Origin of the sequence: Candidatus Lokiarchaeum ossiferum (genome assembly GCA_025839675.1) — an archaeon.
In the GTDB taxonomy this organism is placed as follows: Archaea; Asgardarchaeota; Lokiarchaeia; order Sigyniarchaeales; family Promethearchaeaceae; genus Lokiarchaeum; species Lokiarchaeum ossiferum.
This window is the reverse complement of sequence record CP104013.1, coordinates 5,466,178-5,478,041: the sequence shown is the minus strand read 5'-3', so window position 1 is coordinate 5,478,041 and position 11,864 is coordinate 5,466,178. Positions and strand designations below refer to the sequence as shown.

Sequence of the window (11,864 nt, the reverse complement as noted above, 5' to 3'; positions counted from 1 at the left end):
TTATAAATGCTTGATGACATTATTGAAAGGTTTAAAAATTCGCGAAATATTCAAGAAAAAGAAAAACTCAAACCTATTTTAAACCAGATTCGAGAACAAGGATATAAATCAGAACAAATTTATGCGAGCATTGGAGAAGATTCTGCAGCAATTCGCTTAACACCTGAATCTGAAGATTTAATTCTAATTTCAACAGATGCTCTTTTACCTCAATTTGTAATAAAATCCCCTTATGGCGCTGGCTTTTCCTCAATATATGTTGGAATTGACGATATTATGGCTGCAGGTGGAATTCCAATTGCATGCACTAGCACAGTAGAATATGCTGATCCAAAATTAGGTGAGCAAATATTTAAAGGCATGCTTAAAGCAACGAACAAATTTCACATCCCTTTAATTCGAGGCCATACTACTACAGATTCAGAAAATACTCATTTAACAACTACTATAATCGGTACTGCAAAAATTTCTCATTTTTTATCCGCTAAAAATGCGCAAATTGGAAATTTTATTGCAATCGTATGGGATATAGATGGAAAACCCGCAGCAGCCAATAAGTATTATTGGGACACGATTACAATGAAAGAAACAGAAGAATTTTATGGAAAAAGAGATTTTATTCGCAATTGCATAGCCCGGAAACTCATTACAACATGTAAAGATATATCTAATGGGGGAATTCTGGGGACTTTGCTTCAATTGTTAGAGTATAATAAGAAAGGTGCAATTTTAGATATTGAAAAAATTAACCAACAATATCATTCAAATCGTATGCCTTATACACTTTTAGAATTTCTTTTTCTCTTTCTAACTTCTGGATTTATAATCACTGGTAGTAATTTAACAAAGTCTCATTGTCAAGCTGAAATTGAAAAATCTAAAATGATTTTCTATGAAATCGGAGAGATAATTGAAGGAAATTCAATATATCTACAAGACGAGCAAAAAAAAAAAAAATTGATTTAATATCTACCATTAAATGGAATTTATAAATAAAAAAGATTTAAGAATGCGAGTTCTAATTGCTTAATAAACTCCTTTTCAATGCTAGTAAAAAACATGGGAATTTCAATTTTTTCTGTTAACTCATATCCTTTATGACGAGAATTCGCACGGAATTTAAAGGTTTTTACAGCATCTTCTTTGATCAAATCGATTTTATGTAAGTATAGCGAAATTTTCACTTCAGGAGAATAAAATTTCGCAGTTTTGTTAATTCTATAGAGTAAATCATAGATTTTCATATTCTCTTGTTGATATTTGGAAGCATCTACGACATATATTACAGCATCAACGTCGCTAAAATGCATTTCAGGATCTTTTTCAAGTAATTCTTCTATTTCTTGACCCGCAGTATCCAACACAAGGAGATTAATGTCAGAAATAATATAGTTGAAATTTTCAACTCCACGGGTTGGCTCTAGAGAATTTTCAAGCATTTTTTTTGGATCGTCATAGTTGAAAAAGGTTTGTCGGATAGTCGATTTTCCAACACCTGCTTCCCCAATCAACATTATTTTCTTTTCTTGAGTCGGAGAAAGATCATAGATCCCCATCATTCGTTTTGCGACGGGTTCAAAGGCTTCAAGGCTTTTATCTTCTTGATATTTCATAACTCTATTGAATAATTCATCGGATATGGGTACATTTTTCATGATTATCATCAAATTTAGTTTTTAAAAAAAATTAATCAATTAAATGATACAACCCTAGTATCTTTGGACGCAATTTTGTTATCAAGATTTTAATTGCAAAACGCTCATCTTCGGTTAAATCCAGATCATTACGACCATATATGATATTCGGTAGTGTTTTTATATAATCTGCTAGATCATAGGCTTCTTTTTCTCGTAATCCTAATGTACGTTCACTTTTATGGACAATTTTCTTCTTTGTCTTTTGAGATTTGATAAATTCATTCATGTTTTCTTCATCCATAAAGATGTGGCATTTATTTATGTCATAATTTTTGTCTATAATTTCATAATCCTTTGTTAGAATTAAAGAGAAAAGATTTTCTTTTTCATTCCACAATATAGCATGAGTATCTTCAGGGAAATATCCAATTTTATTATAACCACTGAAAGCGTGCATTTTAAGACTTTGAATAATATATTCGCTTAATCTATCACCTTTAGTTTCTAATAAGGCAACTTCTTCGTTAATTTCATGGAAAGGTATGGTAACATGCCATCTCCAATCAGTTAAGAATTCTGTAGTCAAATCCTCAGAATTCACAATAACATTAGTAGTATATTCTTGTTTTTCTTCTTTTTCTTTATATTGACCCATTTTATCAACACCTTTATTCTCTTTATCTTGTTTTGAAGCGACAGCTTCAAGTTCAGCTTTCTCCTTCGCTTCAAGTTCAGCTTTCTCCTTCGCTTCAAGTTCAGCTTTCTCCTTCGCTTCAAGTTCAGCTTTCTCCTTCGCTTCAAGTTCAGCTTTCTTCTTTGCTTCAAGTTCAGCTTTCTTCTTCGCTTCAAGTTCAGCTTTCTTCTTTGCTTCAAGTTCAGCTTTCTTCTTCGCTTCAAGTTCAGCTTTCTTCTTTGCTTCAAGTTCAGCTTTCTTCTTTGCTTCAAGTTCAGCTTTCTTCTTTGCTTCAAGTTCAGCTTTCTTCTTCGCTTCAAGTTCAGCTTTCTTCTTTGCTTCAAGTTCAGCTTTCTTCTTTGCTTCAAGTTCAGCTTTCTTCTTTGCTTCAAGTTCAGCTTTCTTCTTCGCTTCAAGTTCAGCTTTCTTCTTCGCTTCAAGTTCAGCTTTCTTCTTCGCTTCAAGTTCAGCTTTCTTCTTTGCTTCAAGTTCAGCTTTCTTCTTCGCTTCAAGTTCAGCTTTCTTCTTCGCTTCAAGTTCAGCTTTCTTCTTTGCTTCTAGTTCAGCTTTAGATTTGGAAGTTTTTTTTGCTTTTGGAACAGGTTTCTTTTTGACGGTCGATTTCTTCGAAGATGAAGACGCTTTCTTTTTACTGGATTTCTTTTTCGCCATTTTAATCAGCTAATATTACCACAATGAATTTTATTAATGAAAATTAAACCATTTTAAACTCAAGATATATGGATAATTTCCTTATAAATTTAATATATCAAAAGAACTAATTCAATTCGATTGAAATAGTCGTATATTTAAAATTATTTTAGAAATATTTTAGATGAATTTTTTAAAATCATTTAAATATATTACATATAGAATCGAGAAAAAAAAGTATGATCAATATCCCATCTTTTCAATCCTATAATGGAGTAATTGCAGTTTGTGGAGCATCGAATATTTCTGAAGAGAATTATCACCTAGCAGAACAATTAGGTCAAGAAATCGCAAAAAAACAATACATTCTCATATGTGGAGGCTTGGGAGGAACTATGGAGGCTGTTTGTAAAGGAGTAAAATCTCAAAAAGGGTTTACAATTGGAATTTTGCCAGGCTATGAAAAATCTCAGGCAAATAAATATGTAGATTTGATCATACCAAGTGGAATTGGAGAAGCAAGAAATTTTATATTGGTTTCTAGCGCAGATGGAATAATAACTTTATCCGGAGGAGCTGGAACCCTAAGCGAAATTGCTTTTGCTTGGCGATTAAAAAAACCAATTGTTTCATTATCAACTTCGGGTGGTTGGTCTCAAAAATTGGCAGGTACAAGGATTGATGAAAGCAGAAAGGAAATAATTCAAGGAGCAAAAACCCCGAAGAAGGCCGTCGAACAGCTAATTGAATTAATGAGAGTGATTTAGATTGAAAATAGCCGTACTAGATATAGAAACTACAGGAAGAACACCAAAAACAGGAACAATTGTAGAAATTGGAATTTGTTTGCTCGATTTAAAGTCACATTTTAAATCAAAACTATTCGATTCCACATGCAGGGAAGTGAATTTTGACTTTCTGCATGAAGATAAATTATTAGAAAATGCTTGGGTATTTCAGAATTCTTCTTTAACAATAGAAGATGTTAGAAATGGTCCAACATGGGAATGCGTCAAACCAAAAATTCAAAAAATTCTTTTAAAATTTCCAGTCACAGCTTATAATAAACAGTTTGATTTTGGTTTTTTACAAACTAGAGGGATAAAAATACACAAAGAGTTAGATTGTCCCATGATTAAAGCCACTCCGGTGCTAAAAATTCCGGGATTTTATGATGAATATAAATGGCCTAGCGTACAAGAAGCTTGGGAGTATTTCTTTCCAAATAAAAAGGACTATATGGAAGAACACCGCGCGTATGATGATGCTCTTCATGAAGCAGATATAGTAAAAGCTCTTTATGATATCGGTGCATGGAAAGCAAAATAATCTCCGATTAATTGTAATCTGAAATCGTAGAACAATTTAGACAAGAAATTTGTTCTTTTTGGTCTGAAAAAGATGAAAATAATGCTTTCTTTAGAAGATCAAAATTTTGCATAGTTTTAGCTGATAAGTGAATATATTTAAATTCATTAACTCCACAAAATCGGTCGATTTTTTGAGATTCTCCATTTGTTATAGGATTTAAATCGCATTTATTCCGAACAATAATAAAGTGCACCTTTTGAGAATTCTGATTTTTTATTGAATGAGATAATTTCAAAAAACTTTTTTGATTGTAGTTATCAAATATATCGCAAACAAATAACACAACATCAACTTCCTTAAAAAATGGAGAATTTATGACATCAATCACATCAATCCCTCCAAAATCGAGACAATTAGCAAGAATATTATATTTTGAGAAAAATTTTTCATAATAATCCATTCCGATTGTAGGCATGTACGCCAATTGAAATTCTCTTGAAAACAATCGATATAGTATTGAACTTTTACCTGAAGATGGATTTCCCATTAAAATTAACTTCAAATTTGGTTGTAAAATATTAAATTCTCCTAATGTGATTTATACAATGATTTTAACTCAAAGTTATGTTGAGTATTTATTAACTTCTAATTTGATTTCTACTCATTTATTTCTCACATCTTAGAAAATTTGTTAAAAAAAATGATCAAAATCAATAGAAATAAATTTCCTAAAAATCAACTATACTTCAAAATAGAAAATAGTTTATCGGTGTAAAATTAAATGAAAAATAATAAAGAAGACGCACAGTTTGCTCAAGATTTAGGAGAAACACTGAAAGAGAAGCAAAAACAATCAGAGATTCGCCAAGTACAAGAAAAGATTCTTTTCACAGGGTTGGATAATTCAGGAAAAACGACAATAATCAAACTACTTCAGAGAGAGATTTCTCAAATTGCCATGCTAAAGCCAACTCGACAAGCCCAACGAGCGATCTTCAATTACTTAGGAAAACAAATATCGGAATGGGATCTTGGGGGGCAGGAGAGATATCGTATAGCGTATTTGAAAGAACCAACTAAGTACTTCGATAATACTTCGGTGTGTATCTATATGATAGATGTTCAAGATAAACCACGTATTGCTGAATCTTTGTCATATTTTGCTGATGTAATAAAACAATTTAAAACCTTGAATATTGAACCTTTCATTTACATCCTTTTCCATAAAAATGATCCAGATTATGTCAAGGAAAAAGGTGTTCACTTAAAGGGATTTATTTCTGAGATTAAAGAGAACGTTAGAAAAATTGTTAATGAAGAATTTAATGTTTCCTTTACAGAAACAACGATCTTTGATCTATGGTCGATTATCAGTGTCTTTAGTGAAATATTGCTCCAACTTTACCCCCAATCCGAACTTTTAGATAAAACGATTAAAGAATTTTCAGGTAAGATCAATTCTAATGCATCAATAGTATTGGATTCCAATTCATTGGTTATTGGACAACATTTTGCAGACAATACCTCAAAACAAATTCTTGCAAACAGTACGCCATATTTCTTAACCCTAAGTGATACTTTGGAAAAGCAAGATGAAGGTGTAACTGAAATGATAGTGGAACGGGGTGATAATGAATTTTATATCGATCAATTTAATATTGAAAAAACCCAAGACCCTCTTTATATCTTGCTTATGAAGCAGAAAGGAACTGGATCCTTTAAACGAGAAGAAGTTATTTCATTTATTAAAATTTTGAAAAGCATTTTGTAATTCAGAGTTTTTTTTTTTAAATCCTTTTATTTTCATTTATCAAATCCTTGATAATGATAAGTAATTCTGACCCAGCATTTTACCAAGACTCAATACTGATATCCAAATTGTTAACCAAGTTAGAATTCTAAAGTCAAGATTGAAGTCGGTGGGTCTGAAGGAGAGAGAATTTAAAAAATTTCACATGATTAAAAGAAAAACTCTTTTTGAAATTAAAATTTAGGTATTTTTTTGCTCCTTAGCATTGATATGGTTAGATATTGAAATGAAAAAATGGGGAAAAATGTTTATAACTCATTTGGACGAGGTGTAAGCTTTTTCCGGTTAATGACATAGATAAAAAAGAGTGAAACACTAAGGAAAAATAATGTTAAAATAATTAACAATACTTTTCCTACCTCAAGATGGATAATGGATCCAAATCCGATTGAATGATCCATATATTGGAAATATTCCCATTGCCATTTGAGGAAATTATTGAAAGATACAAGTAGCCCAAAACCAATTCCAATTATAATCCCTATAATGGTTCCAAACAGGAAAATTATGGCAGATTCAAAAAACAAGATTTTGTACAAAATTGAAGTGGTTAAACCTCGCATCATCAAGCTTTGATTTAAAATATGATTTTCCTTGAACAGAAGCATTTGTAAAATCGCAGACTCTACTAAAATGAAGAGGCTTGAAGAAATTAAAAACTTAAAGAAGAAGTTATAAAATTCAAGAGAAGTTAACACTACACTTTGATTCGCTTCTAAATCAACAAAATAATGAACCCTACCATTATTTTGCATAAGAGTTGAGTAAATAATATTACTTTGATAAATGAAATTCGTAAAAACTAGGAGCCCAATAAAACTTGAAAATAATATTAAAATATTTAACCATTTTTTTTTGCCAATCAATTCCATTGAAATTAGCGTGTCAAAATCTTTTACAATGAAATGTGAGAAATATTTTACAGATCGTGTAAATAAGGATGGATTATCTTGGAATAAAATTCGAGATAACCCCACCGTATTTAACACCATCGAGCACATCAAAAGAATTTCAAGTAAAAATGGGTTTTTCTTACAAAACGTAATATATCCGCTATAATTATCTGGTAACGTCATAGAATAGCTGAGAATTGTTACACTTATTAAAAACAATGGGAAGATCGCAATAACAAAGATTAAGACTGTCTTAAAAAGAAATGATTTGAATCGGAAGTGATATTCTTCAGGATCATAATAAAGGTCAACGTCTTTCCAATTTTGGGAATTAGTTGAATTTTCTCCAGTCATGGAATTAATTTTCTTCTTTATTCGTGCTCTTTTTACAAAAAATTGCTTCAGACGATTCCTTCTATTTATACTTACTTGAATGGTTTGTTGTACATTGTCAAAAAATTCTTCAGAATCAGCGAAGGGTGAATTTAAAGATTGATTCAGATCATTGAAATGTTGATTCTTGATTTTTTTGCGCAACGGTAAATAAATAATTAATACTTCAAAGGTACATATGATTAACGAGATGATTAAAGGATTTACTGAAATGTAAGGCACTAAGAAACCTTCAAAGGTTGATTTGATAAAAATATTCCCCATGAATAAGTAATATAAATAAAATGTCAAAACACCACATAGAATACTTAAAATCCAAGAAAAAATTATCACAATAGATATTTCCTTAAAAATATGAAGATTTATACTTCTAATACTCATACCCTTACATCTGAGTAAGAAAATTTCATTAAGTCGTTTTTTTTCAAGCGATTTTTGTAAACTCGATCCCACTAGAATCGCGCAAAATATCATTGGAATACTCATGAAAAATAGTTTAGTGCGAAAATCTTGTATTTCGGATAAAAATTGTCTCATTGTAAATTCAACGTAACTGCGGATTTCCACACGAATAGGTAAATTACTCGAGATATTTCGCATCTGCACATAAATTTGTTTTGAATCAGTATTAATATTCCTGTATTTAAGAGTATCACGTTCATACAGATATATATAGGCAGATCCTGTTGCCCCATTTAAATAAAAACGACCATTTTTCCAATTACGATTTGCAGAATTATTTTTCATTGCTTGAATTAAAGAATTCACTGGATTATCCCAAGTAGGATTCGAAAAATTTGACCAACAAAAAAAAATGGGCTTTTCAACAAATTCTTGAGTATATTTTTTTCCATTTTGGTAATCTTCAAAATTATATGAGAAAGAAAAAAATTCTTGATTAAATTTGGCTTTGTAATACTTCGGCAAATAAATTCCGCATATAGACAAATTTTCAAAGGAATAATCAAGCATCCGAGGAGCAACTCTTATAGTAGGATCAGGATTACGCCAAACATTTCCTTCTCTTATTGTAAAATTTTTCATATCTCCAACGGTTAGACCATATTTCAGAGCTGTAATATAATCAATTAAATATTCGGATGAATTTTCAGGAACATGTCCCTCAATCAGCTTGAAATAAGTCGAAAAATACTCCGATTGATAAAAACTTGATTCAAAGGATTCAACACCTAACAGTGTAGAGTTCATCAAAAAAAAATAATCCAGAACATCGGTAGCATTTTGACATCCATAAAGCTGATATTCATCTAAGACTAAATATCCTCTGTCAAAAATGACAGAACTCGATCTTGAAAATTCTTTAATCTTCAAAGTTGAATTTTCCATTAGTGACTGAATTTTTTGATCATTTTCTGTAAATAATTCACTGAATTTCGTGTTCGGATAACAATGCCTACCTCCATCATACCATATTTCATGGCTATGATATACTTCAATATCGGATATGTTGGAAAAAGCTTCATCAAAATTGGCTTTTTGACTTGCTTCAAAAAAGAAGTTTAATCCTGCAAACATTGAAACTGAGAGGACAATCCCAATTAAGGTTGGGAGATAGATTTTGCTTTTTAACTTAAAGATTCCGCTAAATTTGACCATTGTGAACCACGATATTCTGATACATATAATTTGCGATAATTATTAAAAAAAATATCTTTCTCCGTCCATTATTTAGTCTTGATATTCATGAACTTATCAATTCAGTCTCAATTTTAAAATTATTACAATAATGAAAATTGAAATATCACAAAAAAAAAATTCTACAATTCGTTTGGCCGTGGAGTTAGCTTCCTTCGATTAATTACATAAATAAAGAAAAGAGAAATGCTCAATATGAAAATACTAAGAAGGAGTAACAAAATATTCCCATTTTCTAACCCAATACAAGATTCAAAACTTACTGTCATTTCAAGATGCTGGAAATATTCGAGTTGCCATTTCAAGAAATTGATAAAGGATAGAAGTAGACCAAATCCAATTCCTATGATATATCCGATTACTATTCCAAAAATAAAAACAATAACCGATTCAAAGAATAATATTTTATATAGCGTAGAATTGGTAAGTCCCCGTATACTAAGGCTTTGGTTTAAAATGTGATTTTCTTTGTAGAGCAATATTTGCAACAATGCTGATTCAATGATTATGAAAAAACTGGAAACGACTAAAAATCTAAAGAACAGCTGATAAAAATTGAAAGAATCAAAAATGTTATCCCCTGGGAGTGCATCCAGTCCAACATTGTATGTCAGATTTAGAAAATTCTCTAGAATCGTGAGAATTTTCAAATTATTTTGCATCATGAAATCTGTCAAAACCACGAGACCTGTAAAACTCGAGACCAAAATTAAATAATTCACCCATTTTCGTTTACCGACTAATTCTAACGAGATGAGATTGTCATAATCTTTCACAAACAAATGAGAAATGCGGCGTACAATTCTAATAAAAATAGAGGGATTTTCTTGAAATATTATTCGAGAAAAATTGACAGTGATTAATACTAAAGAGCTCATCATTATTAATTCAAGAATGAAAGAGTTGGATTTAAAATAATGAGAAAAAGTTGAAAATTGATCCGGCATGGGAATAAAATAACTCAGTACAGTTAAAAGACAAAAAATTAGCGGGAGAAATACAATGGCTAAAAATTTAATGGATTTATACAAAATGGGTTTTATTCTAGGAAGTTGAAATCCCATCTCATTTTCTAAACCAAGGTCTTTAGGGGTTTGATTGGATGTTGAATCATTTTTTGGATGATGATTTAAATCATTCTGAAAAGAGTTTTTTTTGGATTTAGAAGTGAAAATTTTTTTATTTGTGCGATTTTTCCTTAAGCTTACATCAATTTTATGCTGAACTTCATCAAAATGTTCTTCTGAATCTGCAAAGGGAGAATTAAGGGCTAGATTTAATTCATTGAAGTGTTGATTTTTAATTTTTTTCCAAAGTGGAAAATAAATAAGGGCAACTTCAAGGCTACAAATTATCCCTGAAATGATCAGAGGAGTAGAAGATATTGATGGAACCATAAAATTTCCATAATTATTGGTAAGAAAGAGATCTCCCATAAAAAAATAATAAAGATAGAAAAACACACATCCGAATATTATTCCTAATACCCAGGAAATTAGAATAAATATCAAACCTTCTGTAGCAATTACGGATCTAATATTTTTTTTGCTCATTCCTTTACAACGTAATAAAAAAAGTTCATTAAGACGCTTTTTTTCAATGGATTTCTGAAAGCTGGAACCAATAAGAATAGTAGAAATCATCATTGGAAGACTCATATAGAACAGTTTGGTGCGAAAATCTTGCATATCTGTCAAAAATTGTCGCATTGTAAACTCCACATAACTTCGGATTCCAGTATAGAAGGGAAGATGGTTTGAAATGTTATAGATTTGCATATAAATTTGTTTTGAATCCTGATTTATATTTTGATAGTCAAGAGTTCCGCGTTCATACAAATAAGTATATGCCGTTCCTGTAGCCCCATTAATAAAAAATCGCCCAGTTCTCCATTGAAAATTTTCGGGATCCTTCATCATGGATTCAATTAAAAAGTGAGCAGGAGAATTTTGTCCCTGCATCGAGAAGTTAGACCAACAGAAAATCACGGGATTTTCAATAAATGTTTGAGAATAATTTTTTCCACTTTGATAATCCTCATAATTGTATGAAAATTTATAGAACTCTTCGTTAAATTGAGTTTTATAGGATTTGGGGAGATAAATTCCACAAATGGTCATATTTTCAATAAGATAATCTCGCATCATAGTATTTACGGGAAAATTAAGTAAAGGATTTTTCCAAATGCTTCCCTCCCGCATTATAATATTATGACATTCGCCCACCTTTAAACCTAATTTTAGAGCTGTTGTATAGTCAATCAAACATTGTGAATAATTTTTTGGTGTTTCTCCTTCAATAACCTTAAAACAATCATGAAAAGTATCTGTTTGATAAAAATTGGACTCAAAAAATTCAAATCCTGTAATAGTAGAATTCATTAGCAACAAATATTCCTCCTTACTCATAGCATTTTCACATCCCGTGAGATTATATTGGTCTATCACAAGATAACCCTTGTCAAACACAATTGAAGCAGATTTACTCACATTTGAAATTTTTAAGGACGAATTTTTTATTAAAGAATTAACTTTTGAATCAGTTGCCTTGAATGTCTCAGTAAATTGAAGGTTTGGAAAACAATGACGTCCCCCTCCTCCATCATACCAAATTTCATGCTCATGATAGATTTCGATATCATTACAATTCGTAAAAGCCTCATTAAAATTTGCCTTTTGGCTTGCTTCAAAAAAAAAATTTAACCCCGCAAACATTGAGATGGAAATCACAACTCCTACTAAAGTGGGGATGGAAATTTTATCTTTAATTGAAGCTAGGGAAGAAAAATTTGACATGATGTTCACATTTTTGAAAGATTATTTTATTTTGGGTGTTTAATT

The 11,864-nt window shown here is 30.8% G+C and carries 9 protein-coding genes; 4 read left to right on the top strand and 5 right to left on the bottom strand.

Translation table 11 applies throughout. The features are described 5' to 3' along the window. Window positions 1-6: 6 nt before the first annotated feature. Window positions 7-966 (top strand): AIR synthase related protein, encoded by a 960-nt coding sequence (locus tag NEF87_RS23380; protein WP_457917730.1) that lies wholly within the window; start codon window positions 7-9, stop codon window positions 964-966. A gap of 20 nt (window positions 967-986) precedes the next feature. On the opposite strand, the gene NEF87_RS23375 is transcribed toward NEF87_RS23380, so the two are convergent. Both NEF87_RS23375 and NEF87_RS23370 read right to left on the bottom strand, forming a co-directional pair. Beyond that, entirely contained in the window at window positions 987-1,655 is a 669-nt protein-coding gene (locus tag NEF87_RS23375; RefSeq protein ID WP_457917729.1) for a GTPase, read from the bottom strand. A 31-nt stretch (window positions 1,656-1,686) separates the two neighbouring features. Further along, window positions 1,687-2,982, bottom strand: coding sequence for a hypothetical protein (locus NEF87_RS23370; RefSeq protein ID WP_457917728.1), 1,296 nt, complete (start codon window positions 2,980-2,982; stop codon window positions 1,687-1,689). 218 nt (window positions 2,983-3,200) lie between these two features. Here NEF87_RS23370 and NEF87_RS23365 point away from each other — a divergent pair, with 218 nt between their 5' ends. Both NEF87_RS23365 and NEF87_RS23360 read left to right on the top strand, forming a co-directional pair. Then, window positions 3,201-3,728 carry a TIGR00725 family protein gene (locus NEF87_RS23365; RefSeq protein ID WP_457917727.1) on the top strand — a complete coding sequence of 176 codons (528 nt, stop codon included), beginning with the start codon at window positions 3,201-3,203 and terminating at the stop codon, window positions 3,726-3,728. Window position 3,729: 1 nt separating this feature from the next. Further along, window positions 3,730-4,290 carry a 3'-5' exonuclease gene (locus NEF87_RS23360; protein ID WP_457917726.1) on the top strand — a complete coding sequence of 187 codons (561 nt, stop codon included), beginning with the start codon at window positions 3,730-3,732 and terminating at the stop codon, window positions 4,288-4,290. Between the two features lie 7 nt (window positions 4,291-4,297). On the opposite strand, the gene NEF87_RS23355 is transcribed toward NEF87_RS23360, so the two are convergent. Next, window positions 4,298-4,834: a GTP-binding protein gene (locus NEF87_RS23355; protein WP_457917725.1), complete on the bottom strand. Its 537-nt coding sequence runs from the start codon at window positions 4,832-4,834 to the stop codon at window positions 4,298-4,300. Window positions 4,835-5,053: 219 nt separating this feature from the next. Here NEF87_RS23355 and NEF87_RS23350 point away from each other — a divergent pair, with 219 nt between their 5' ends. Next, complete coding sequence (locus NEF87_RS23350; protein ID WP_371803935.1) at window positions 5,054-6,043, top strand: ADP-ribosylation factor-like protein; 990 nt, start codon at window positions 5,054-5,056, stop codon at window positions 6,041-6,043. A 287-nt stretch (window positions 6,044-6,330) separates the two neighbouring features. Here the strand turns inward: NEF87_RS23350 and NEF87_RS23345 are convergent, their stop codons facing one another. Both NEF87_RS23345 and NEF87_RS23340 read right to left on the bottom strand, forming a co-directional pair. Then, complete coding sequence (locus NEF87_RS23345; RefSeq protein ID WP_457917724.1) at window positions 6,331-8,985, bottom strand: hypothetical protein; 2,655 nt, start codon at window positions 8,983-8,985, stop codon at window positions 6,331-6,333. A gap of 161 nt (window positions 8,986-9,146) precedes the next feature. After that, a complete protein-coding gene (locus tag NEF87_RS23340) occupies window positions 9,147-11,819 on the bottom strand; it encodes an FtsX-like permease family protein (protein ID WP_457917723.1) in 2,673 nt (890 codons plus the stop codon). Between the last annotated feature and the right edge of the window lie 45 nt (window positions 11,820-11,864).

What these genes read in the sequence shown, in the direction of transcription:
- NEF87_RS23380 (WP_457917730.1), top strand. Translation starts at nt 7, where the DNA reads ATGCTTGATGACATTATTGAAAGGTTTAAAAATTCGCGAAATATTCAA.
- NEF87_RS23375 (WP_457917729.1), bottom strand. Translation starts at nt 1,655, where the DNA reads ATGAAAAATGTACCCATATCCGATGAATTATTCAATAGAGTTATGAAA.
- NEF87_RS23370 (WP_457917728.1), bottom strand. Translation starts at nt 2,982, where the DNA reads ATGGCGAAAAAGAAATCCAGTAAAAAGAAAGCGTCTTCATCTTCGAAG.
- NEF87_RS23365 (WP_457917727.1), top strand. Translation starts at nt 3,201, where the DNA reads ATGATCAATATCCCATCTTTTCAATCCTATAATGGAGTAATTGCAGTT.
- NEF87_RS23350 (WP_371803935.1), top strand. Translation starts at nt 5,054, where the DNA reads ATGAAAAATAATAAAGAAGACGCACAGTTTGCTCAAGATTTAGGAGAA.
- NEF87_RS23345 (WP_457917724.1), bottom strand. Translation starts at nt 8,985, where the DNA reads ATGGTCAAATTTAGCGGAATCTTTAAGTTAAAAAGCAAAATCTATCTC.
- NEF87_RS23340 (WP_457917723.1), bottom strand. Translation starts at nt 11,819, where the DNA reads ATGTCAAATTTTTCTTCCCTAGCTTCAATTAAAGATAAAATTTCCATC.